At 38.0% G+C, this 23,721-nt stretch carries 21 protein-coding genes and 1 riboswitch; of the genes, 18 read left to right on the forward strand and 3 right to left on the reverse strand.

All coding sequences use genetic code 11. The features are described from left to right. Positions 1–486 precede the first annotated feature (486 nt). On the forward strand, positions 487–1,383 hold the full coding sequence (locus D1B32_RS16215) for an AEC family transporter (protein ID WP_118889910.1): 897 nt from the start codon (positions 487–489) through the stop codon (positions 1,381–1,383). A gap of 297 nt (positions 1,384–1,680) precedes the next feature. Beyond that, entirely contained in the window at positions 1,681–2,472 is a 792-nt protein-coding gene (locus D1B32_RS16220) for an SDR family oxidoreductase (RefSeq protein ID WP_118889911.1), read from the forward strand. A 159-nt stretch (positions 2,473–2,631) separates the two neighbouring features. Here D1B32_RS16220 and ytaF read toward each other — a convergent pair whose 3' ends face one another. After that, positions 2,632–3,255 carry a sporulation membrane protein YtaF gene (ytaF, locus tag D1B32_RS16225; RefSeq protein WP_118889912.1) on the reverse strand — a complete coding sequence of 208 codons (624 nt, stop codon included), beginning with the start codon at positions 3,253–3,255 and terminating at the stop codon, positions 2,632–2,634. 185 nt (positions 3,256–3,440) lie between these two features. Here ytaF and D1B32_RS16230 point away from each other — a divergent pair, with 185 nt between their 5' ends. Beyond that, positions 3,441–5,612, forward strand: a complete 2,172-nt coding sequence (locus D1B32_RS16230) for a DNA topoisomerase III (RefSeq protein ID WP_095310676.1) — start codon at positions 3,441–3,443, stop codon at positions 5,610–5,612. A gap of 54 nt (positions 5,613–5,666) precedes the next feature. Here the strand turns inward: D1B32_RS16230 and D1B32_RS16235 are convergent, their stop codons facing one another. Then, positions 5,667–5,864 carry a DUF2188 domain-containing protein gene (locus D1B32_RS16235; protein WP_095310674.1) on the reverse strand — a complete coding sequence of 66 codons (198 nt, stop codon included), beginning with the start codon at positions 5,862–5,864 and terminating at the stop codon, positions 5,667–5,669. A 180-nt stretch (positions 5,865–6,044) separates the two neighbouring features. Here D1B32_RS16235 and D1B32_RS16240 point away from each other — a divergent pair, with 180 nt between their 5' ends. The 6 genes from D1B32_RS16240 to D1B32_RS16265 all read left to right on the forward strand — a co-directional run bounded on the left by D1B32_RS16240 (position 6,045) and on the right by D1B32_RS16265 (position 12,967). Beyond that, positions 6,045–7,241 (forward strand): M20 metallopeptidase family protein, encoded by a 1,197-nt coding sequence (locus tag D1B32_RS16240; RefSeq protein WP_118889913.1) that lies wholly within the window; start codon positions 6,045–6,047, stop codon positions 7,239–7,241. A gap of 4 nt (positions 7,242–7,245) precedes the next feature. Then, entirely contained in the window at positions 7,246–8,541 is a 1,296-nt protein-coding gene (locus tag D1B32_RS16245; protein ID WP_118889914.1) for an amidohydrolase, read from the forward strand. Beyond that, entirely contained in the window at positions 8,534–9,787 is a 1,254-nt protein-coding gene (locus D1B32_RS16250) for a M20 family metallo-hydrolase (protein ID WP_118889915.1), read from the forward strand. Before D1B32_RS16245 ends, D1B32_RS16250 begins: the two co-directional genes overlap by 8 nt. Continuing rightward, positions 9,784–11,091: a hypothetical protein gene (locus tag D1B32_RS16255; RefSeq protein ID WP_118889916.1), complete on the forward strand. Its 1,308-nt coding sequence runs from the start codon at positions 9,784–9,786 to the stop codon at positions 11,089–11,091. Before D1B32_RS16250 ends, D1B32_RS16255 begins: the two co-directional genes overlap by 4 nt. A gap of 24 nt (positions 11,092–11,115) precedes the next feature. Continuing rightward, complete coding sequence (locus tag D1B32_RS16260; RefSeq protein WP_118889917.1) at positions 11,116–12,630, forward strand: AbgT family transporter; 1,515 nt, start codon at positions 11,116–11,118, stop codon at positions 12,628–12,630. 97 nt (positions 12,631–12,727) lie between these two features. Continuing rightward, positions 12,728–12,967 (forward strand): ferredoxin family protein, encoded by a 240-nt coding sequence (locus D1B32_RS16265; RefSeq protein WP_095310664.1) that lies wholly within the window; start codon positions 12,728–12,730, stop codon positions 12,965–12,967. Positions 12,968–13,459: 492 nt separating this feature from the next. Here D1B32_RS16265 and D1B32_RS24040 read toward each other — a convergent pair whose 3' ends face one another. Further along, positions 13,460–13,597, reverse strand: a complete 138-nt coding sequence (locus tag D1B32_RS24040; RefSeq protein ID WP_168927295.1) for a hypothetical protein — start codon at positions 13,595–13,597, stop codon at positions 13,460–13,462. Positions 13,598–13,782: 185 nt separating this feature from the next. Then, positions 13,783–13,892, forward strand: a riboswitch (TPP riboswitch). Between the two features lie 138 nt (positions 13,893–14,030). Here D1B32_RS24040 and D1B32_RS16270 point away from each other — a divergent pair. From D1B32_RS16270 to D1B32_RS16310, 9 genes are all read left to right on the forward strand, one after another. Next, positions 14,031–14,627, forward strand: a complete 597-nt coding sequence (locus D1B32_RS16270; protein WP_118889918.1) for a thiamine phosphate synthase — start codon at positions 14,031–14,033, stop codon at positions 14,625–14,627. After that, entirely contained in the window at positions 14,624–15,733 is a 1,110-nt protein-coding gene (gene thiO / locus D1B32_RS16275; RefSeq protein WP_118889919.1) for a glycine oxidase ThiO, read from the forward strand. The genes D1B32_RS16270 and thiO overlap by 4 nt, the downstream gene beginning before the upstream one ends. A gap of 12 nt (positions 15,734–15,745) precedes the next feature. Next, on the forward strand, positions 15,746–15,949 hold the full coding sequence (thiS, locus tag D1B32_RS16280; RefSeq protein WP_118889920.1) for a sulfur carrier protein ThiS: 204 nt from the start codon (positions 15,746–15,748) through the stop codon (positions 15,947–15,949). Then, positions 15,946–16,719, forward strand: a complete 774-nt coding sequence (locus tag D1B32_RS16285; protein WP_095310656.1) for a thiazole synthase — start codon at positions 15,946–15,948, stop codon at positions 16,717–16,719. Before thiS ends, D1B32_RS16285 begins: the two co-directional genes overlap by 4 nt. Continuing rightward, positions 16,716–17,735 (forward strand): ThiF family adenylyltransferase, encoded by a 1,020-nt coding sequence (locus tag D1B32_RS16290; protein WP_118889921.1) that lies wholly within the window; start codon positions 16,716–16,718, stop codon positions 17,733–17,735. Before D1B32_RS16285 ends, D1B32_RS16290 begins: the two co-directional genes overlap by 4 nt. Before the next feature lie 544 nt (positions 17,736–18,279). Further along, on the forward strand, positions 18,280–19,932 hold the full coding sequence (locus tag D1B32_RS16295) for a glycoside hydrolase family 13 protein (RefSeq protein ID WP_118889922.1): 1,653 nt from the start codon (positions 18,280–18,282) through the stop codon (positions 19,930–19,932). A 279-nt stretch (positions 19,933–20,211) separates the two neighbouring features. Further along, entirely contained in the window at positions 20,212–21,498 is a 1,287-nt protein-coding gene (locus D1B32_RS16300; RefSeq protein ID WP_118889923.1) for a sugar ABC transporter substrate-binding protein, read from the forward strand. A 72-nt stretch (positions 21,499–21,570) separates the two neighbouring features. Then, the gene (locus D1B32_RS16305) at positions 21,571–22,854 is read left to right on the forward strand and encodes a carbohydrate ABC transporter permease (RefSeq protein WP_118889924.1); all 1,284 of its coding nucleotides are present in this window, start codon (positions 21,571–21,573) and stop codon (positions 22,852–22,854) included. Between the two features lie 5 nt (positions 22,855–22,859). Next, positions 22,860–23,702 carry a sugar ABC transporter permease gene (locus D1B32_RS16310; protein ID WP_095310829.1) on the forward strand — a complete coding sequence of 281 codons (843 nt, stop codon included), beginning with the start codon at positions 22,860–22,862 and terminating at the stop codon, positions 23,700–23,702. The last annotated feature ends 19 nt before the right edge of the window (positions 23,703–23,721 follow it).

Below are 23,721 nucleotides of genomic sequence, written 5' to 3' on the forward strand. Positions count from 1 at the left end.
AGAAAGTGTATTACTTGTTTTATTCAATAAAGTTATTTTTCAAAAACGTAGTATTTACCAAGTCTTCTATGCAAATATTCATTGCAATATACAGATAGCAGCATTTATTCTTTTCTATCTGCCAAGAATTTCACTTAACCGCGGTACGTGTTCCACTGGATGTCCTCTAACTTAAGCAACGTAGCCCTACCTGCTCTACGTCCTTGCGACCCCTAAGTCGCGCCAGTGTGAATAAGCATCTTCAAAAACATTGTAGAATGCCAGAATTACTTATTTGTTACTAGATGAGTAATCATACCATGCATGAGTACTTCTGTCAAATCATAATTTTACACCTGAACGAGGGGGCAAGGAGCTTACGATAAAAAAAGGGAGACACAATGAAATATTAGATGCTAGAAAATATGATAAATAGTCTTTCATTCTAGAAGTGCCAAAAATTGTGATAAACTAGTGAATAGTTCTAATAAAATGGAGATGTCATGGATGAGTTTATTTCTGAATATTATTGTACCGATTATGGCAGTTTTTGCTTCAGGTTTTATATTGCAACGAATTCGTATTCTAGATGTAAGGTCGATATCAGCTATTTCGCTTTACATATTGTCACCAGCACTTATATTTGTAACCTTATATGATACTGAGTTTAATAGTGGCTATATGGTGATTGTAGTTTACATGCTTGTATTATTTTACATAATGGTTGCCATCAATAAAATATTGGCAAAAATATTCAAATGGGATCCAAACACAGAAAGTGCTTCGATTCTAGCTTCAGGTTTTATGAATTCAGGTAATTATGGTTTGCCTGTTGTACTGTATACAGTAGGAAACGCTGCATTACCGTATGCTATTTTCATAATGGTTGTTCAAGCATTACAAAATAACTTTTTTGGTGTTTATTATGCTTCCAGAAGTAAAAGTGGTTTTCGACGCGCGTTTGAGAATGTATTGAAAATGCCTACTACTTATGCGGCGGTTTTGGCATTTGTTTTCCAGTTTTTTTCTGTTGAAATTCCTGATTCGGTTCATTCGACATTAGACATGGTTGGAAGTGCGGCTATTCCGGTAATGATGATTATGCTTGGAATGCAGTTAGCTTCGATAACAGCACTGAAACTTAATTGGCAGGTTGTTATTTCTGCAGTGACATTGAAGATGATTGCTGCTCCGATAATTGGGATAATCTTTGTTTCAATTCTTGATGTAGATCCAGTAATTGCCGCTGTTATCATTATCATTTCTGCAATGCCAACGGCTGCTACAACAACAATGTACGCCATTGAGTTTGATACAGAACCAGACCTAGTTTCAAGTATTACATTCATTGCAACATTAGTTAGTATTGTAACACTTAGTATTCTGTTAAATATCATTGTTTAATTTAGATGTTTGGTATGGAATTATAAGGGGAAACTTCTTATTAAGCTCAGGCATTCCAGAAAAGGGAGATTAATATGATTCGAACAATACTAATGATAATTGGAGCAATAGTAGTAATCGGGTTTATTATTTCATTGCTTTAATGAAAAAAGAATAAACACGTGACTTGCCCGAAGACAATTTGTCTCGGGCATTTTCGCGTTGTGTTCATGTTAAGGATTAAGTGATTAAGTTTACTCGTATTCATTATGATTTTTGCTATAATTGAAAAAAAGGTAAATAGGGAGGTTGTTCCGGATGGATTTAGAATTAAAAGGAAAGTCAGTGATTATAACAGCAGGAAGCAAAGGACTCGGGAGGGCAATTGCAAAAGAGTTTGCAAAGGAAGGTGCTCATGTTTTATTAAGTAGCAGGGATGAAGAAGCATTGCATCTTGCAGTTCAGGAAATTAAGCAGGAAACAGGAAATGAACAGGTTGATTATACTGTTTGCGATATGAAGGATTCAGAGGCAATTGATCGACTTGTTGAAAAAGCATTGTCCTGGAATGGTACGATTGATGTGCTCATTAATAATGCAGGAGGACCACCAGCGGGTTCATTCATGGATATGTCTGATGATGATTGGTATCACGCATTTGAATTAAATCTGCTCAGCTTTGTCCGAACAATAAGAGCAGTCGTTCCATTCATGCAAAAACAAAACCGTGGTCATATTGTAAATCTTGCATCATCATCTATTAAACAAAGCCTAGACCAATTAGTACTATCGAATACAATGCGTCCAGGTATTGTTGGGCTTTCTAAAACATTGGCACAGGAATTAAGTGCTGATAATATTTTAGTCAATACAGTTGGTCCGGGAACGGTTGAAACGGATCGGATACTTGAGCTATACAAGGTGAGAGCGGAAAAGCGTCAAGTAAGTGTTGAAACAATCATAGAAGAGACGGAGAATCAGATTCCAATGAAGCGATTCGGCCAGCCAGAGGAGTTTGCGAAAGCAGTTGTCTTCTTAGCATCTGGTGCAAATACATACATTACAGGACAATCTCTCATTATTGACGGTGGACAAGTGAAAGCATTATAAATGGACGTCAAAGAGGATCAGGTGATTGAGCCTGATCCATCTTTGGCAGATAAGAAAGTTTAAACTTTTTTATCCGCAACTAAGGCATTCGATGAAAAGGCTTGGCAAATGCCTTGGTTTTCTAATGATTGCACGTTTATCAGGCATTTGGAATGACCCTTAAAAAATATTAAAAATCCCGATCGCAATTAAAATAACGGGTGGCAGAAAGGTTAGGCGCTGCAGTTTCTCTTGCTGTGATAAAAAAATTCCTAGCTTCATACCGAAAAATAAAAAGAAACCACTCATACACGCTGTAAGAACGGCAGTCAGTGCAGGGGAATACCCAAGCATTGATGCGCCAATTCCAGCACCAAATGCATCAAGTGCAAGTGCTAAGCCAAGCAGGAATGCTTCTCCGGCTGAAATGGACCCGGATTGATCTAAATCAGCTTTATCAGGTGTTGTCATTACGGTTTTAATATCTTCTATTCTAGTCGTGTGAGCCTTATTAGTAGAAGTCGCATTTATTAATTTTGCTCGGATAACCTTACTGAATGAAAATAAACCGATCGCGATTAAGATAATACCTCCAAGGATCTTTGCCACTTCTTTTGAGATAAAAAAGCTAAGCAAATCGCCAACCAGCATGGATGTATAAACTATAATACCTGAACAGAGCATGATGATGATTAATGCAATCACAGGTACTTTAATTTTTCGCAGTCCATAAGTGATTCCTACGCCGAATCCATCTAAACTAACTGCTGTAACTAATAAGAGTAATCCAGTATAATAAAGCATCTAACCATATCCTTTACAAGGTTCTAGATTATAGTATGGAAAGGATGGTTACGTTGTGCTTGCGGCAGTTATGCCTGCACGAAAGAGTTAATTTGTGATAAAGTATCTTTAGATGTTTCCTTCATTTCATAACGAAACAAGTAAGTGAAATCCGAATGGATCGTTCATATAGAGAGGATTTTTTGATGAGTAAAATAGTTGTATTAGCAGAGAAACCATCCGTTGGTCGTGACATTGCAAGGGTGCTTGGATGTACGAAAAAGGGGAATGGTTATTTTGAAGGTTCAAGGTATATTGTAACATGGGCGCTTGGTCATCTGGTTACATTGGCAGATCCAGAAGTCTATGATGATAAATATAAAACGTGGCGTATGGAAGATTTGCCAATGCTCCCGCCGAAATTAAAGCCAGTCGTTATTAAGAAGACAGGTAAACAATTTCAGGTTGTCAAATCCCAATTAACACGCAAGGACGTCAGTGAAGTCGTTATTGCTACTGATGCCGGACGTGAAGGTGAACTGGTGGCCCGCTGGATTTTGGAGAAAGCCCGAATTAAAAAGCCGACTAAACGTTTATGGATTTCCTCGGTTACTGATAAAGCGATACGTGAAGGTTTTAAAAATCTCAAGCCTGGTGCAAAGTATGTGCATCTGTATGAATCGGCAGTTGCAAGGTCTGAAGCTGATTGGTATGTTGGTCTGAATGCAACACGTGCATTAACGACAAAGCATAATGCCCAATTGTCCAGTGGGCGAGTTCAAACGCCAACACTAGCGATGATTGCTGCAAGAGAGCAGGAAATCAAAGAGTTTAAGCCGAGGGCATTCTACGGTATCGAAGCAAAAACAGACAAAGGATTTAAATTAACTTGGCTGGATGAAAAAAATAATTCGCGTATTTTTTCTGAAGATAAAGCAAACCTTTTGCTTAATCAATTGAAAAATGAGTCCGCAACTGTTGTCCAAGTTGATAGGCAGCATAAGAAAAAATTTGCCCCACAGCTTTATGATTTGACGGAATTACAGCGAGAAGCCAATCGGATTTTTAATTTCTCTGGAAAACAGACGTTGTCGATTATGCAAAAGCTTTATGAGCAGCATAAGGTTTTGACATATCCACGGACCGATTCACGCGTTATTTCTTCAGATATTGTTCCTACATTAAAGGATCGCGTAAAAGCTTGTGGCGTAGATGAGTACGCAAAATCAGCTGCGAAAATTTTAAAAAAGGATTTGAAGCTTTCCAAGGCAGTTGTCGATAATGCGAAGGTATCGGATCACCACGCGATTATCCCCACGGAACAGCCGGTTCTGTTAGCGGATTTAGATGATAAGGAAATTAAAATCTATGATCTTGTTGTGAAACGTTTTTTAGCGGTGCTTTCAGATGCCTATGAATATGAACAAACAACAATTACAGCTGAAATTGGACCAGAGCGTTTTACTGCGAAAGGAAAAGTGATTAAAAAGCTCGGTTGGAAAGAAGTCTACAATAACCGAAGAAGTGAAGATGATCTTCAAGATGACCAACGTTTACCAGTTATGCATAAAGGTGATAAGCTAACGGATATCCGTATTTCTCGTACGGAAGGAGAAACGAAGCCGCCAGAACGATTTACAGAGGGTGCCTTATTACAGGCGATGGAAAATCCAGTTCGTTATATGAGCTCGGATGAAAAACATTTGGCAAAAACAATTAATCAAACAGGCGGTATTGGAACGGTAGCGACAAGAGCGGATATTATTGAGAAGTTATTTAATAATATGTACATGGAGCTAAAAGGAAAATATATTTATTTAACTCCTACAGGTCGTCAGCTGCTTGATCTTGTGCCAGAAGATTTGCGTTCTCCGGCCTTGACTGCGGAATGGGAGCAGAAGCTAGCCTTAATTGCAGAAGGCAAGCTTGCAAAGGATAAATTTATTTCTGAAATAAAAACCTATACGAAACAAGCTGTTCAGGAGATTAAAAATACTGGGGACACGTTCAAGCATGATAATATGACGGGAACGAAATGCCCTAGTTGTGGAAAGCTCATGTTGGAAATTAAGAATAAGCATGGACGTAAACTCGTTTGCCAAGATCGTTCTTGTGGGCATAAGAAAAATATTGCCAAACAAACGAATGCCCGCTGTCCAAACTGCCATAAACGTATGGAACTTCGCGGTGAAGGAGAAGGGCAAATGTTTATATGCAAATGTGGACACAGAGAAAAACTTTCCACATTTAATGCACGTAAACAAGAAGAGAAAAAACATAAAGTATCGAAAAAAGATGTAAATAAGTATTTGAAAAAGCAGGATGATGGCTTTAAGAACAATGCACTCGCTGATGCGTTGGCAAAGCTGAAGAAATAGAGGTTTAGGGATAGCTTACAGTAGATAAGCTATCCCTTTTTTTTGTGTTGTGATTTAATACTTCTTTTCTTCCAAAACATTATGATATTCATCTTGTATTTCGACAATGCTTGGTGTGTTTTCCTGTGCCAATTGTTCTGCTGCCTCAATGGCTTCTGACTTAGTGTCGTAGACTTCCTCTGGTGCAACGTCCTCCAATTTTACAAACCAAGCACTTGCATCTACATTTGGTGTGACACTATACGTTTTCAATTAAAAAACTCCTTTATTTCTTAAGTTATAATTTATTTTCCCATTTGTATTGAAACTAAAACATCATCAACTTTATATAAACAAAATATATACAACAGGTTAAAAATTCTGTATAATCCATTTTAACGGAATATTAAAGGTAATTTTCCGTAAATGAGTTATATTTTTGGAGGTAGATTAATGCAACGAAAGTTAGACACATATTTGAAGCAAGTGGAACAGGAAATTATCGCTAACCGACGTCATTTGCATCAATATCCAGAGCTTAGTAATCAAGAGGTCAAAACATCCCACTATATTCAACAGAAGCTAACAGATTATGGAATTCCCTTTAAAACTGGCTTTGCCGAACATGGGGTTTTGGGGATTATTAAAGGTAAAGATTCCGATAACATCGTTGCGTTACGTGCAGACATCGACGCATTACCAATACAGGAATTAAATGAAGATGATTTTGTATCTAAACACCCAAATGTGATGCATGCCTGTGGACATGATGCTCATACAGCTATGTTACTTGGTGCAGGATATGTTCTTCAGCAACTAAAGGAGGAGATTAACGGAACAGTGCTGCTTGTTTTTCAACCGGCAGAAGAAGCATCACCAAAAGGTGGAGCGCAGGTCATGATGGAGGATGGTGTATTTGATACATACAAGCCGGATGTAATTTTTGGCCAGCATGTGTGGCCATATATGCCAACGGGTACTGTCGGTGTGCATGACCGGGAAGTAATGGGAGCGTCAGATCGTTTTAAAATAATTTTAGAAGGGCGAGGTGGTCATGCAAGCATGCCGCATCAAGCAAATGATGCTGTTATAGCAGCAGGGCATTTGATTACTGCATTGCAGACAATCGTTAGTAGAAACCTAGATCCTATGGAGTCTTCTGTTGTTACAATTAGTATGCTGGATGCTGGCAGTGTACCGAACATTATTCCGCGAGAAGTGACGCTGCAAGGATCTGTTCGAACGTATCATTCAGAAATTAGAGAGCGATTAAAAGAGCGCTTTTACCAGATTACAAACCAGATTGCGGAAGCCTTTAATACAAAAGCATATATTGAATACACGGATGGGTATCCAGCAACAATTAATACACCACAATGGGCTAAACTTGCCAGAAGTTCTGCACAGAAGATCCTTGGAGAGAATGCAACACCTGCACAAAAGCCGTCTTTAGCAGGAGAAGATTTTGGAAGATTCCTACATAAATACCCTGGTGCATTTATTTGGCTTGGAACACAATTGGAAGATAAGGAAAAGCAGACACCACTTCATGATGCGAATTTTAAATTGAATGAACGTGCCTTGCCACAGGGAACTAAGCTATTTGTCCAATTTGCAATCGATGCATTACAAAAATTAAATGAGGAGTGAGTATATGTCTGATTTTGTAAGCCATATGGAACCAAAGTTGATTAGTTGGAGACAATCCTTTCATTCATACCCTGAACTTGGTTTTATGGAATATGTAACAACGTACCGTCTTGGAAAAGTTCTAGAGGGACTTGGATTTACGATTCATTTAGGAGAAGAAGCACTAGAGCGTGATGCGAGATTAGGAGTTCCAAATAAAACTGAATTGGATAAACATGAACTCCAAGCAAAAGCAAAAGGAGTGGAAGAGTCCTGGCTTGCTAAAATGCGTGGAGGTCTTACAGGACTTGTAGCAACATGGGATACTGAAAGACCTGGAGACCATGTGGCATTCAGATTTGATATCGATGCCTTACCAATTACGGAAACAAAGGATACGAATCATATACCTGCAAAAGAAGGTTTTCATTCTATGATCGACCAAACCATGCATGCTTGTGGCCATGATGGCCATATGACAATTGGTTTAGGGGTTGCCTCCTACATTGCTGCCTATCAATCAATATTAAAAGGAAAATTTACGTTATTGTTTCAGCCAGCTGAAGAAGGTGGACGAGGTGCTAAAGCAATGACTGAAAAAGGGTGGTTAGATAATGTCGATTATTTTTATAGCGGACATATTGGCATCCAGTCCTTGCCAATTGGAACCATTGCTGCAACGGTAGATGGATTTCTAGCATCCTCAAAGTTCAATGTCACATTTTCTGGTGTTGCTTCTCATGCAGGAATGCACCCGGAGTTAGGAAAGAATGCTTTGCTCGCTGCTGCAGTATCAGCAACAAATCTTTATACAATTCCTAGGCATAGTGATGGCATTACTCGAATTAATGTTGGGAAAATGGTTGCTGGTAGTGGTAGAAATATAATTCCAAGTGACGCCTTTCTGGAAATGGAGACGAGAGGAGAAACTAAAAAAATTAATGAATATATGCTAACAGAAGCAACCCGAATCATAAAAGCAGCAGCAGGCATGCATGACGTGACTTGTGAGATCACTCCTGTCGGTATTACAGAGGAAATGATTTGCAGTGAAGCATTAATACCAACAATAATAGAGGCATGTAAATCAAGTGATTATATAAAGGAAGTTCTTCCGGTAGCGAAGGTTTCGGGTTCAGAGGATGCAAGCTTTATGATGAATCGTGTACAGCAACAGGGTGGGAAAGCAACTTATTTGTTATTTGGAACAGAGTTGAATTACCCGCATCACCATCAAGCTTTTGATTTTCAAGAAGATGTTCTTCCTATTGCATTGGATGCATTTATCAAAATCATTGAAGGAGGGTCAGGAATTGAGTAATTTGACTAAATGGCTAGAGGACAAACTGCTAGCCCTCAATGTGACGGATACAATGGCACGTCCAGATGGGTTTACGAGGCTTAGCTTTACAAAGGAAGAAAAAGCAGCGCATATCCAATTTGAACAAATCGCTGCTGAACTCGGTTTGAAAACATATCAAGATCAAGCAGGGAACTGCTGGGCTGTTTGGGAGGTTGATCCGTCTGCATCAACAATTGCAATGGGATCGCATTTAGACACCGTTGATTGTGGTGGTGGCTATGATGGGGTTGCAGGTGTGTTAACAGCATTAACTGCTGTTAAAGGATTACAGGACATAGGATTTCACCCGATAAAAAACATCGCTGTCATCTGTTTTATTGCTGAAGAATCTGCCCGATTTGGTGTGTCGACGATTGGAAGCAAAGCAATCACGGGTCAACTAAAACTAAAGGAAATGGAAGCAATTAAAGATCGTAATGGAATTAAAATGAAACAAGCAATGACAGATTATGGACTTGACTGGGAATCTATCGAAGCGGCTGTCCTCTCACTTGATTCATTGGAAAGCTTTATTGAGCTGCACATTGAGCAAGGAATGGAGTTGCAAGAAACAGGTGCAGAAATTGGTATTGTAAAGGGGATCGCGTGCCCAGTAAGACTTGTAATTACTGCAAAGGGAATGGCCAACCACACTGGTACTACCCGGATGCATCAAAGGCAGGATGCTTTTGTAGCTATTGCACCACTCGTAAATTTTGTGCAGGAGGAAGCACTAAAAGTAAATGAAAAAAGTGAAGTTCCACTTGTAGCTACAGTAAGTACAATCCGTTTACATCCAAACGCAATGAATGTAATCCCTGGAGAAGTTGAACTTGGTATTGATATACGAAGTGTTGACGATAGATTAAAACGGGATTTCGCTGAAAATATTCGTACTTTTGTTTCTGAGCTTGAAGTGAAAAAGCAAATTAGGATTGGCGTAAAGACGCTTGTAGATAATGATTCAGTCAAGATGGATAACATAATGCATGCAAAATTAACCCAAGCAAGTAAAACAATTGGGTATGAAACATTGTCAATGAATAGCGGGGCTGGTCATGATGTAATGAATATGGCGGCGAACTGGCCAGCAGGTTTAATTTTTATTCCGTGTAAAGATGGATTAAGTCATCATCCACGTGAATTTGCATCGATAGAAAGTCTTGAAAAAGGAACAAAGGTTATGATGACATTTTTACAACAGGAAGCAGGAGAACCAATATGAAAGTAAGAATTGGGGTCATCGGTCCTGCTGATTCTGTAAATCAAATTATGACTGTTGCAAAGGAATTTAGCGATACATCAATTGTCCCATTTACCTATGAATCGCTCGAAGAAATAGACGAAATATTGAGGAATAATAAAAATCAATTTGATCAATGGTTCTTTTCGGGAATAATGAATTTTTCTTATGCAATGGAGCATACGCTTTTGCCAATGGATCATGCAATCTATCCAGATATGAATGGATCAGCTTTTTTAGGGACATTGCTTGAGGCGCAGCTTGATGAGGATAAGGTCTATAAAAAAATAAGCATTGATACGATTGAAAATGAAGAAATAGACAAGTTATTATCCTTTTATCAGTTACACTCCATGATTTATAATAATATTCCTTTCCAAGGATATGAACATAACGAAAAGCAAATTGCTTTTCATGAGGAACTATATGAAAAAGGTAAATCGGAAGTTGCTATTACATTTATTCGTTCTACTTATATCGCTTTGAAAGAGAAAGGAATTCCTGTTTACAGGGTTATGCCATCCTATTTATCGATCGAACAATCGTTTAGACTATTAATTCAACGGGCGCTATCCAGTCGCTATAAAAATGCCCAATTGGCTGTAATCGGGTGCAATGTAGTGTTTAATACGAATGAAGAAGCGATGTATTATTCGTTCAAAATGAAACATAAAGAACTCGAATTGCGGAAAACATTGCTTTTTTTAACAGAAAAAATAAATGGATCATTAATGCAGCTAGGTGATGGATTATTTTTTATATTTACAACCCGGGGAGAAATTGATGATCAATTCGAAGTGGCGATATTTGAAATAATGGAGGATGTTAAAGTCCAGGAGAATATTCAATTGACTATCTCGATTGGATTTGGTGAAACAGTATCCCAAGCAGAAGACCATGTAAGACTAGGATTCCACCAACTGGAAACAGAGAAATCAACATCCATTATTATTGTCGATGAAGACCAGTCAATCACAAAAAAGAATGCAGATAATGAAACAATTGCATTTAAAACGATGGAGTTAGATGAGGAATGGCAAGAAAAAATTAGACACAGTGGTGTAAGTCCAAGTATCGTTTCAAAGATAAGAGCTTATTCAAGAAAATATAATCGATATGAATTTACAGCTAGTGATGTGGCCAGGTGGCTGAAAAGCACAGAAAGAAATGGGAGAAGGATTGTCAGCCTGCTAGAAAAGGCTGCAATTACAGAGCAATGTGGAGAGGTGCAATCAAATGTACGAGGCAGGCCCAAAAAAGTATTTCGTTTTTGTGCATTGAAATAAGATAAAATAGAAGGGATGGATTTGATGGCAAGAGGACAAAAAAGGTTTGGCATGCAAAGTTTTTTGAACGGAATTGAAAGAGTGGGGAATAAATTACCGGATCCATTTATGTTGTTTGTCATTCTTGCAGGTATCGTTATCGTATTATCATGGGTAATCTCACTATTTAATGTCACGTTCACATTACCAGGTGAGTCTGAGGTGCTCGCTATAAAAAGCTTGATCACAGCTGAAGGGCTGCAATATATTTTAACATCGATGCTGGACAATTTTGTTGGTTTTACACCATTAGGGATTGTTTTAGCGATGATGCTGGGAATTGGCCTGGCTGATAAGGTAGGGCTTTTAGAGACTGGAATAAAGAGTACGATTCTAAAGGCACCAAAATCATTGGTTACATATGCGGTGGTTTTCACTGGTATTTTGGGGAATATCGCATCTGATGCTGCGTTTGTTATTATTCCACCACTGGCTGCAATGGTTTTCTATAATATTGGCAGACACCCTCTCGCAGGACTTGCTGCAGGATTTGCTGGTGTGGGCTCCGGTTTTACAGCTAATTTAATGATTACTGGCACGGATGCATTGCTATCTGGAATTTCAACGGAAGCGATTCGTACTGTAAATCCAGATCTCTATGTAACACCTGTCGATAATTGGTATTTTATGTTGACATGTGTGTTTATTTTAACTTTTGTTGGCGGATTTGTTACGGAAAAGATAGTAGAGCCACGCTTAGGTACCTATGCAGGTGGAGCAGCCAAAGAAGTAAAGGGAACAACTTCCTTGGAAATAAAGGGATTGCGTAATGCTGTGCTTGCGGGTGTTGCATATGTTGCATTAATTGTTACAGTAATTCTTATTCCTAGTTCCCCACTGACGAATGAGGAAGGCGGAATCATCCCTTCACCATTTTTATCTGGAATTGTGCCATTAATTTTGTTTTTGTTTATTCTAGTTGGTACGGTCTATGGGGTAACAGTAAAAAAGATTAAAAGCTCGAAGGATATCGGGACCTATATGGGAAATGCAATAAAAGACATGTCCGGATTTATCGTACTCGTATTTGCGGCAGCTCAATTTATCTCCTATTTCGAATGGACAAACATGGGAGCTTGGATTGCTATTAGTGGAGCGAACATGCTGGAATCCATTGGTTTAACAGGAATTGCTGTTATATTAGGGTTTGTTCTTTTAACAACACTATTGAACTTGTTTATATTTAGTGGATCTGCACAATGGGCGTTAGAAGCACCTATTTTTATACCGATGTTTTACTTTTTAGGATACAGTCCAGCATTTGTTCAAGCGGCATATCGAATTGCAGACTCATCCACAAACGTAATCACACCGATGAACCCGTATTTGATTATCGTGCTTGGATTTATGAAGGAGTATGATAAGAAAGCAGGAATTGGTACATTGATTGCATTAATGTTACCATATACGATTTTCTTTTTGATTACATTTACGATTCTTCTGTTAATTTTCTTCTACTTTGGAATTCCGTTTGGCCCAGGAGTAAGTGTTTATGTATAATGTTGTCGGAATTTCGAGTCAAATGGTTTACTTCAAGACGTTTAAGCATTATCATTTAATAGAGAGAAAGTGATGTATGTAAGGAGGTAAATCATAAATGGCTTTTGTAATATTGGATCCATGTGGACCGGAAAAGGCAGCAGAATGTGTGAGTGTCTGTCCGGTTGATTGTATAGAAGAGGGACCAGATCAATTTTATATTGATCCTGACATTTGCATTGACTGTGGTGCGTGCAAAGCAGTTTGTCCTGTTTCAGCGATCGAGGAGGAATACGATTTGACTCCTGATCAAGAAGTATTTTTAGAAAAGGCGGAAGAATTCTTCGCGAATAGATAGATTTATTGGATAGTAGACGAAATGTTCTAGAAGAAACGTCTATTTGTTCAACTAGCAGTGCTGTTAGATTGGCAGTGCTAAAAATATGCATTATAAATAGTCAACCCCGCTATTCACAGTAAAGAGTCACGAAGTGTATCCAGCTGGGTTGACATTTGTATTTAGTGGGAAAAAATCGGGTAGCAATATGCGAGGTTTGTACTGTATTACAGTTGCGTTTAGAAGATTGAATCTCATTAAGCTTCCTGGTATACCTATTTCGCGCTCATGCTTATTGCTTTTCCCAAAGAAGATTGTTATCTACTCTAATAATGTTTACTGCGTCTATAACCTCATGATGCCAGGTGTTATTCTTTTCTTTCATCGATGTGATATCCCAGCCCGCTTCAGTTTGTTATTCGATGTCTGATCCAACAGTTTTAACTAAAGAAGTAAGCATTTTTTCCATACAATTTAACTGTTCTGGACGCATCAATTGCGGAAGGTTATAGCTTACTTTTCATTTTTAACTTCTTCTGCCAAATTACTAGCAATCCACCGCTTTGCTGTCGTTTCATCAATTTCATATACTTTGCCTGCTCGCAGCAATTCACCATGATATGCTGTCTGTACGTTCATTTTTACTTTCATTATTTGAGACCTCTTTCTATTTTTTCTAGTTTTAGTATACATGAAAATGGTATTTTTTTGGTTCGAAAATAAAAAAGCTGTGTGAAATCTAGCCTACAACTCGTCTTTAAACTGTATTATTTGAAAAATCCAGACTTTGCAAATTTTTCTATTTGTGGTAAAGTAATGATAAGTAAATACGTAGCGTTATTCACTAGGGGAACCCTTGATAAGGGCTGAGAAAAAAGTAGTTACTTTGAAACCCTCAAAACCTGAACAGGCTAGCACCTGCGTAGGAATGTGGCAAGGGCAAATTGTATTGTTAGTTTCATTATACAAATACGATACCACTTTCTGTGTGCAGGAAAGTGGTTTTTTTGTGTGCATAAAAACTGTAATTGCATTATTAGGTAATGATTCTTGATGAAACCTGAAAGAAAGGGGCGGGAGTTTGATGAAGCTAATTGCTGTAACCGCAGATAGCATGACTGTTGAAAAGCTAACAGATACCATTATTGACATCATCGACGAGATTGATTTTCTCCAAATTCGTGAAAAGTCAAAAACAGCCCGTGAAATTTTGCAGCTACTAGATTATCTGCAAATGAATGGGGTTGATAAAGAAAAAGTAATTCTAAATGATCGGCTTGATATCGTACTGCTTAGTGACATCCCAAATCTTCACCTGCCAGAACATGGCTTACCAGTAAAAACAGTGAAGAAGCAATATCCGCATCTAAGGGTTGGTTGCAGTGTACATTCATTCGAAAAAGCGAAAGAAGCTGAAGCGGATGGGGCGGATTATATAATATTTGGTCATTGTTTTGAGACAAGCAGTAAAAGGGGAATACCTCCAAATGGAATTTTGCCAATTGAACGAATGAAAAGAGAAATTCACATCCCAGTTTATGGTATCGGAGGAATTTCATTGGAAGAGGTGCCGTTAATGAAACAGACAAAAGCAGATGGAATTGCAATCATGTCCGGTATTTTCCATGCCGATGCACCAAACGTGATGATAAAAAAATATAGGGAGGCAATTTCAAAGTGAAACAGCATTATGAAGTAGTCGTAATAGGTGGTGGTATTATTGGTTGTTCGATTGCCTACTACTTAGCGAAAGAAAAGGTTGATGTTGCGTTATTTGAAAAAGGACAAATTGGTTTGATGACTACAAGTGCTGCGGCTGGTATGCTCGGTGCTCATTCTGAAAGCAATGGCGAGGATACGATATTTTCGTTTGCCAGATCGAGTCAACAAGCATATCTCAGGTTGAAGGATGAGCTTTATCAATTAAGCGGCATTGATATTGGATACAAAGAAGGTGGAATATTAAAGCTTGTATTTTCAGATACAGATAAGCATCAGCTTACTCCGCTTCTGAAGCAACCAACTGCAGAATGGTTGGATAAAGAAGAAGTAAAGAAAAGGGAGCCATTGATTGCTCCAAATATATTAGGAGCAGCATATATAAAGGATGATGTGAGTGTTATACCAGATCAAACCTGTGAAAGCTTTGCTAAAAGTGCTCGAGCCCTTGGTGCATCCATTATGGAAAGCAACGGTGTTTATCAAGTGGAAAAGAAAGATGGCAACTATCTTGTCCGAACAATGCATGGTGATGTCGAAGCAAATTATGTTGTCTTTGCTACAGGTGTATATGGTAATGGGCTATTTAGGCAAATTGGATTAGATGAAGAGCTCATACCAATTAAAGGTGAAAGTTTAATCGTTCATAGTGAACAGCATGTATTAGAGTATACCCTATTTCATGAAAGCTGTTATATCGTTCCTAGAAATAATGGAAAGCTTGTTATTGGTGCAACCATGATCAAGAAGGATTGGAGTGATACTGTAAGCCTTGAAGGAATCAAGTTTTTAATTGAAAAGGCAAAAGCCATGATTCCATCTGCAATCGAATGGAAAATCGATCACGTTCAGGCAGGATTGCGACCAGGCACGTTTGATGGCAACCCATTTATCGGAAGGCATCCAGAGGAAGAAAGAATACTCATTGCTTGTGGGCATTACCGAAATGGAATTTTACTTGCTCCAGCAACAGGGGAAATGATTCGTGATTTTGTTGTTGGAAAAGACATAAATAACGGATGGATGCAGACATTTCGTGTAGATCGTCGTCAAAGCATAGTAGTTTAGGAGGTGATAAAAATGAAATTTCAGCTGAATGGGAAACAGGTGGAACTTCCAGAGGTAGTGGATTCAGTCGGAGAGTTGCTGGCACACTATCAATTACAATCTCGGATTGCTGTCGTAGAGGTAAATAAGGAAATTGTTATGAAGGAAGAATACGAAACAAAAAGGCTTTTCAATGGGGATATCGTAGAAATTATTCATTTTGTAGGAGGCGGATGATTATGTTAACCATTGCTAATCGTACTTTCCAATCTCGTTTATTATTAGGCACAGGGAAGTACCCATCATTTGAGGTTCAAAAAGAAGCAGTAGCAGTATCGGAAACAGAAATTTTAACGTTTGCTGTTAGAAGGATGAATATTTTTGAAGCAAGTCAGCCAAACTTCTTGGAACAATTGGACTTAACTAAATATACGTTACTTCCGAATACAGCTGGAGCAAGTACGGCCGAAGAGGCTGTTCGTATAGCGAAACTTGCAAAAGCGTCTGGTTTATGTGACATGATTAAGGTGGAGATCATTGGGGATAAGCGCACGCTTTTGCCAGATCCAATAGAAACTTTAAAAGCATCCGAAATGCTCCTTGAGGAAGGGTTTATCGTGCTGCCATATACGTCAGATGATGTTGTTTTGGCGAAACGTCTGGAAGATTTGGGAGTTCATGCTGTTATGCCAGGTGCAAGTCCTATTGGTTCGGGAAAAGGAATCATTAATCCTTTAAATCTAGCATTTATTATTGAACAATCCAATGTACCCGTAATTGTTGATGCGGGAATTGGATCTCCTAGGGATGTGGCATATGCAATGGAGCTTGGAGCAGATGGAGTGCTTTTAAATACTGCGGTTTCTGGAGCAAAAGATCCAATCAAGATGGCGAAAGCTGTAAAATATGCGCTGGAAGCTGGCAGGCTGGGGTATGAAGCGGGAAGAATAGAAGAAAAAGACTATGCAGTGGCAAGCAGTCCGACAACAGGGATGGTAGGAACGTGAAGACACGCTACTCTCGCCAAGAATTATTTTTAGGAAAGGAATCGCAAAAGAAAGTAGAATCTGGAAGTGTTATTATCATCGGAGCAGGTGCATTGGGTTCCAGCAGTGCAGAAATGCTTGCAAGAGCAGGTGTTGGTAAACTAACAATTGTTGATAGGGATTATGTTGAATGGAGTAATCTACAACGACAGCAATTATATAGCGAGGCGGATGTCCGGGATAAGCTTCCTAAAGCATTCGCTGCAAAGAAGAGGCTTGAGCAAATCAATAGTGGGATAGATATTAACAGTCTTATTGAAGATGTCCACGGTTTAAATATTGAAGAAATGATAAAGGGTCATGATGTTATTCTCGATGCTACGGATAATTTTGAAACGCGTCTAATCGTAAATGATGCAGCTGTAAAACATGACATTCCATTTATCATGGGGGCATGTGTTTCGAGTTACGGTTCCACATTTCCAGTTATTCCAAATGTCACACCTTGTTTGCATTGTTTACTAAATCATTTACCGGTGGATGGCATGACGTGTGAGACGGTAGGGGTGATCAGTCCAATTGTTCAAATGGTTACTGCAACACAAGTAACCTATGCTTTAAAAATTTTAACTGGAGCCCAGATATCGCCGGTGCTCAGGTCGCTTGATATGTGGAAGGATGAAAAGGCTGAAATAGATTTGACACGTCTTAAAAATAGCCATTGTCCAACATGTGGGGAGCAACCAACGTATCCTTACTTGAAATTTGAGAATCAAATGAAATCTGATGTGTTATGTGGAAGAGATGCGGTGCAAATTCGGCCTGCTACTTCAAGAGTGTTTGAATTAAACGTCTTCATGGATAGGTTAAAAGGAAATGCAACAAACCTATTAATCAATCCTTTCTTACTTTCCTGTGTTTTTGGGGAATTTAGGATTGTTTTCTTTCGGGACGGACGTGCAATTGTACATGGAACACATGATAAAAGAATAGCCCGTTCCGTTTACTCTCGACTTTTGCAGTATTATTCAGCGTAAAATAAGCGTTTCTTATAGCCTTGGACTTGACCGTGTGTTTAAAGTCCAGGGCTATTCAGTGTAAGTTCATTTTAATGTTCGTAAAGCTTTCGCTAGCCTCCAATATTTCACCCACCATTGATTAATTTTTCTATAAATGTGCAATCGTTTTCCTGTAATACTCCCTTATTTAAATGACATCTTTTTTTAGGTAATCTTGCTAAATAGCAATATTTAATCTAGATACTATTTAAAAACAATTGCCCTTTTATATTTATCGTGCTACTATTGTAATCGAAGCAATTAGTGCAAACGTTTTCGCTGGTGTTGCACAGTTGCAATAACTAGCTTTTTAATATTGTATGTGAAAGCACTTGAATTCATTGAGCACGTTAGTGAATTGAGTTGAAGGTTAAGAGCCCGGCAAAATCTATCAGAAATTACCATACGTCAGCTAATAGAAGGTATACGCTATGATAGAAGAGGTTTACCATTTTCTGCATTTTATCGACATGTGGAAACTTAAAAAATCATTTGAATCAGCAATAGAAAAAGGGGGATAAAAATGAAGAAGATATGGTGGAAAGAAGCAACCGCTTACCAAGTATATCCGCGAAGTTTTATGGACTCAAACGGAGATGGCATCGGAGATATCCAGGGAGTTATTTCTAAGCTTGATTACTTGAGGGAGCTTGGTATTGATGTGATTTGGATAAGTCCAATCTATCAATCTCCAAATGATGATAATGGTTATGATATTAGTGACTATCAGGCAATCATGGATGAATTCGGGACAATGGCAGACTTTGATCAACTACTTGAAGCCGCTCATCATCGTGGAATGAAGCTAATTATGGATTTGGTTATTAATCATACATCTGATGAGCATTCCTGGTTTATTGAATCACGTGCTTCTAAAGGTAATTCGTATCGAGATTATTATATTTGGCATCCAGGTAAAAATGGTAAAGAGCCGAATAATTGGGAATCTATCTTTGGTGGTTCAGCATGGGAATACGATAAAGAAACAAAGGAATATTATTTACATGTGTTCTCCAAAAAACAGCCAGACTTAAATTGGGAGAACCCAATTGTCCGTGAAGAGCTGTACACAATGGTAAATTGGTGGCTCGATAAAGGAATTGATGGGTTTCGAGTAGATGCGATTTCCCATATAAAAAAGGTTGCTGGATTCCCAGACTTGCCGAATCCGAAAAAGATGAAATATGTTCCTTCCTATAAAGGTCATATGAATCGACCGGGCATTCAAGTTTTTTTAGAGGAATTGAAGGAAAAAACCTTTTCTAATTATGACATTATGACTGTTGGGGAGGCAAATGGTGTACGTATGGACGAAGCGGAAGAGTGGGTCGGAGTGGAAAAAGGTAAATTCGATATGATTTTCCAATTTGAACATTTAGACCTTTGGGGTAAGCATACCGATACAGGCTTGGATATACATGCCTTAAAGAAAACATTGACTAAATGGCAAAAAGGATTGGAAGGTATTGGATGGAATGCATTATTCTTAGAAAATCATGACCAGCCTCGTTCCATTTCAACATGGGGGAATAGTAGGGAATATCGTGTGGAATCTGCCAAAAGCTTAGCGACAATGTATTTTCTTATGCAAGGAACGCCATTTATATATCAAGGGCAGGAAATTGGGATGACGAATGTTCAGTTTCCATCCATTGATGATTATGATGATGTTGGGATGAGAAACTATTATCATGAAGAGCTGAGTAAGGGAACCCCCATTGAAAAAATCATGAAGGTAATTTGGAAAACTGGTCGTGATAACTCAAGAACTCCAATGCAGTGGACACATGAAAAGCATGCCGGTTTTACAAATGGAACTCCATGGATGAAAGTGAATCCGAACTATACGGAAATAAATGTGGAACAAGAAATTCAAAATCCAGATTCAATCTATCATTATTATAAAAAAATAATTAAGTTGAGAAAAGAGAATAGTGTTTTTATTTATGGCAACTACGAACTGATTTTAGAGAATCATGATCATGTTTATGCGTATACGAGAACATTGGATGATGAGGTTGTTATCGTAATAACCAACTTATTTGCGAAAAAGGTAGAAATAGAACTTCCAGCAGAGTTAAAGTCTATTAAGAAAGAATTACTTCTATGTAATTATAATAAATTAGAAGAAAATGTAATGTGGCCATATGAGGCGAGGGTTTATCGGTTGTTGTAGCTTTTTGTACCAGAGGGGGACAAAAAGCTGTATGATTGTCTTCTTTCAATAAATCTTAATGAATAACGTTTGCACAATATAAGCAAAAAATAGGTGAGCAGATAAAATTATGAATATGTTCATATTATTTTTGTAACCGGTAACAAGAGCGATAATTAATTATATTTTGATATTGATATTTTCATAAAACAATGTATAATAAATACCATATAGTTGCGCAAACGTTTTCATTAAAAAGGTGAAAACGCTGCAAATTATAATTTTGGGGAGGGAAATTAGATGAAAAAGTGGTTGAGCATTAGTGTTTTATTTTTACTTATTATGGGAATTTTAGCAGCTTGTGGTCCAGATGATGCAGAACCATCAAATACAGATGGTGGGACGAATACGGATGCAGAAGCAGAGGGCGAAATGCCGGAAAAACCGGAAGCGCTTACGCTATGGGTTAATGCAGAGGAAAAACAGGAGGAAGCTGTAAAAGAAATAACTGATAAATACACAGAGGAGACAGGCATAAAGGTTAATATGGTTCCTGTTGATATGCTCGAACAAGTTGAAAAACTTGATGTGGAAGGGCCAGCTGGAAATGGACCAGACGTTATCTTTCAGCCACATGATCGAATTGGAGACCTCGTATTACGCGGGTTAGTTGACCCAGTCAATCTAGGAGATAAAGAAACAGAGTATACACAAACTGCATTGGATGCTGTTCAATATGATGGAGAATATTGGGGATATCCGGCAGTAATTGAGACATATGCCATGTATTATAATAAATCATTGGTTGATGAAGAAATTGAAACAATGGAAGATTTGATGGCAATTGCTGAACGGGATACGAATGCAAGTAATGATGAATTTGGTTTTTTAATGGAAGCAGCAAATTTCTATTTTGTCTATCCTTTCTTCTCTGGTAATGGTGCATATGTATTTGCAAACGACGCAGGAAATTATGATATTGCTGATATTGGAATAGCTAATGAAGGATCGATTGAAGGTGGTAACTTAGTCCAATCCTGGTTTGATAATGGTTATATACCACAAGATCTTACACCAGACATTATGAATGGATTATTCCAAGAAGGCAAAGTTTCATCTGTAATTAATGGACCATGGATGGTTCGTGATTATTCAGAGGCTTTAGGTGATGACTTAGCAGCAGCACCACTGCCAATACTCGATAATGGTGAAAACCCGAAATCATTTGTTGGAGTAAAATCGTATATGCTTTCCTACTACTCTGAGAATAAAGAGTGGGCTGAAGACCTGATGGCTTATATTACAAACTTTGATAATTCAATGACATACTATGATGTTGCTGGTGAAATTCCAGCACGTGACGATGCCATGGAGGACTCAATCATTGCGGATGATCCAATATTCTCTGCATTCGCTGAGCAAACAACATATGGAGAACCAATGCCTAGTGTTCCAGCAATGCAGCAAGTATGGGATCCAATTAATAATGCACTTAGTTTTATTTCTAAAGGTGAGCCTGTTGATGAAGTGTTAGAGGAAGCAGTACAAACGATCCAAGATCAAATTGCAGCTTCTGGAGCAAATTAATTAGAAAATAAATATATGGGAAGGGTTCTTCCCATATATTTATTTATGCCTTTTGCATGAGGGGGAAGACAAATGGCGAATAGTCAATCCAACAAAACTAGTAGAAATGTTGCTACATTGTTATCGATAGTTATTCCAGGTTTAGGTCAAATCTATAACCGGCGCTTTCTAAAAGGAATATTATTTTTACTTGTGGCTATCTCGTTTTTAATCACAACATGGGACCTTATTGATATAGGTATTTGGGGATTGTTTACATTAGGAACCATTCCACGAGAACACCACTCCATTCAATTGTTAATCCAAGGATTAATAGCTTTAATCGTACTCGCATTCGGCATCGCAATCTATGTTTATAACATTATGGATGCTAGAAAGGATGCGATTGCCCGTGCAGATGGAAAACCAATTCCAACACTATTAAAAGGAATCAAAAACTTTTATGATAATGGATTTCCGTACTTTATGATTTTGCCAGGACTATTGATGCTATTATTTGTTGTAGTTTTGCCATTATTATTCATGGTTAGCTTGGCATTTACCGATTATAATCAATACAATTCACCACCTCGGAATCTATTGAATTGGGTAGGGTTAGATAATTTTGCAGCATTAGGAAGTGTGAATATATGGAAGGATACCTTTTTAAGTGTATTCACATGGACAATTGTTTGGACTGTTGTTGCTACGACATTACAAATTGGTCTTGGTTTATTTCTTGCACTACTCGTTAATGACAAACGAGTTAAATTTAAACGTACTATTCGCACGGTACTGATTTTACCTTGGGCAGTACCTGCATTCGTATCCATTTTAATCTTTTCTGCATTATTTAATCCGACATTTGGGGCAATTAACCGCGATTTACTTAGTCAATTTGAAATCATGATTCCATGGCTATCTGACCCATTTTGGGCAAAAGTTGCCTTAATTATGATTCAAACCTGGCTAGGTTTCCCATTTGTATTTGCCCTGTTTACTGGTGTTTTACAAAGTGTGCCGCAGGATATGTATGAAGCCGCTGATGTTGATGGGGGAACGAGGTTCCAAAAGTTTCGACATATTACATGGCCGCATCTATTATTTGCAACTGCTCCACTTTTGATCATGCAATATGCGGGTAACTTTAATAATTTCAATATCATTTACTTATTTAATGAAGGAGAACCAGCAGTTCGTGGTCAAAATGCTGGAGGTACGGATATTTTAATTTCATGGGTTTATAAACTGACATTTGTAACGAATAATTATAATATGGCTGCAGCGATAACAATTATCATGGGATTACTTATCTCAATATTTGCCTTCTTTCAATTTAGAAAAACAGCAGCATTTAAAGAGGAGGGACGTTACTAATGGCTATGTCTACTAAGAAAAAATCAAAAATCGAAGTAGCGTTCATCTATCTGTTCTTACTAATTATGTTTATTATTATAGGCTATCCATTATTTTGGGCATTAATGATGAGTGTGAATCCTGGGTCGAATATGCTTGTAACCGAATTATTCCCAAGTAATCCAACATGGGAACATTATGCCTGGTTATTTACAAGCCCGAATAGTGATTACCTACTTTGGTATAAAAATAGTATGTATATTGCAGTTGTGAATTCTGTCGGTTCGGTGATTATAACGTCATTAATCGCCTATGCATTTTCACGCTATCAATTTATTGGTCGCAAATATGGTTTATATATGTTCTTGTTACTGCAAATGTTCCCAGCATTAATGGGAATGGTGGCTCTTTATATTTTATTAAATACAATTGGGTTAACAGATTCTCTTTATGGGCTGATGATCATCTATCTGGGAGGGCAAATTCCATTTAATGCTTGGCTTGTGAAAGGGTATTTGGATACCATTCCAAAAGAGCTGGATGAGGCAGCAAAGATAGATGGGGCGGGTCATTTGAAAATATTTTGGACCATTATATTGCCGTTAGCGAAGCCGATACTTGCAGTGGTTGCATTGTTTAATTTTATGGCGCCATTTATGGACTTTCTATTACCGCGTATTGTGTTAACAAGTCCAAGTAATTTCACATTGGCACTTGGATTATACAACTTTATTAATGACCAATTTTCAACAAACTTCACTCGATTTGCAGCTGGATCCATTTTGATTGCAGTTCCAATTGCTCTTGTATTTTTATTATTGCAACGATATCTTATATCTGGCTTGACATCTGGGGCAACAAAAGGATAATAATGATATAAATTCAATC

Origin of the sequence: Oceanobacillus profundus, from assembly GCF_003515705.1 — a bacterium.
In the GTDB taxonomy this organism is placed as follows: domain Bacteria; phylum Bacillota; class Bacilli; order Bacillales; family Amphibacillaceae; genus Oceanobacillus; species Oceanobacillus profundus.

Excerpts from the sequence above, each read along its gene's own strand:
- D1B32_RS16220 (WP_118889911.1), top strand. The coding sequence starts at position 1,681 with ATGGATTTAGAATTAAAAGGAAAGTCAGTGATTATAACAGCAGGAAGC.
- D1B32_RS16215 (WP_118889910.1), top strand. The coding sequence starts at position 487 with ATGAGTTTATTTCTGAATATTATTGTACCGATTATGGCAGTTTTTGCT.
- D1B32_RS16285 (WP_095310656.1), top strand. The coding sequence starts at position 15,946 with ATGATTATGTTAACCATTGCTAATCGTACTTTCCAATCTCGTTTATTA.
- D1B32_RS16265 (WP_095310664.1), top strand. The coding sequence starts at position 12,728 with ATGGCTTTTGTAATATTGGATCCATGTGGACCGGAAAAGGCAGCAGAA.
- D1B32_RS16240 (WP_118889913.1), top strand. The coding sequence starts at position 6,045 with ATGCAACGAAAGTTAGACACATATTTGAAGCAAGTGGAACAGGAAATT.
- D1B32_RS16260 (WP_118889917.1), top strand. The coding sequence starts at position 11,116 with ATGGCAAGAGGACAAAAAAGGTTTGGCATGCAAAGTTTTTTGAACGGA.
- D1B32_RS16310 (WP_095310829.1), top strand. The coding sequence starts at position 22,860 with ATGTCTACTAAGAAAAAATCAAAAATCGAAGTAGCGTTCATCTATCTG.
- thiS (WP_118889920.1), top strand. The coding sequence starts at position 15,746 with ATGAAATTTCAGCTGAATGGGAAACAGGTGGAACTTCCAGAGGTAGTG.
- D1B32_RS24040 (WP_168927295.1), bottom strand. The coding sequence starts at position 13,597 with ATGAAAGTAAAAATGAACGTACAGACAGCATATCATGGTGAATTGCTG.
- D1B32_RS16305 (WP_118889924.1), top strand. The coding sequence starts at position 21,571 with ATGGCGAATAGTCAATCCAACAAAACTAGTAGAAATGTTGCTACATTG.
- D1B32_RS16255 (WP_118889916.1), top strand. The coding sequence starts at position 9,784 with ATGAAAGTAAGAATTGGGGTCATCGGTCCTGCTGATTCTGTAAATCAA.
- D1B32_RS16300 (WP_118889923.1), top strand. The coding sequence starts at position 20,212 with ATGAAAAAGTGGTTGAGCATTAGTGTTTTATTTTTACTTATTATGGGA.
- D1B32_RS16295 (WP_118889922.1), top strand. The coding sequence starts at position 18,280 with ATGAAGAAGATATGGTGGAAAGAAGCAACCGCTTACCAAGTATATCCG.
- ytaF (WP_118889912.1), bottom strand. The coding sequence starts at position 3,255 with ATGCTTTATTATACTGGATTACTCTTATTAGTTACAGCAGTTAGTTTA.
- D1B32_RS16230 (WP_095310676.1), top strand. The coding sequence starts at position 3,441 with ATGAGTAAAATAGTTGTATTAGCAGAGAAACCATCCGTTGGTCGTGAC.
- D1B32_RS16245 (WP_118889914.1), top strand. The coding sequence starts at position 7,246 with ATGTCTGATTTTGTAAGCCATATGGAACCAAAGTTGATTAGTTGGAGA.
- D1B32_RS16270 (WP_118889918.1), top strand. The coding sequence starts at position 14,031 with ATGAAGCTAATTGCTGTAACCGCAGATAGCATGACTGTTGAAAAGCTA.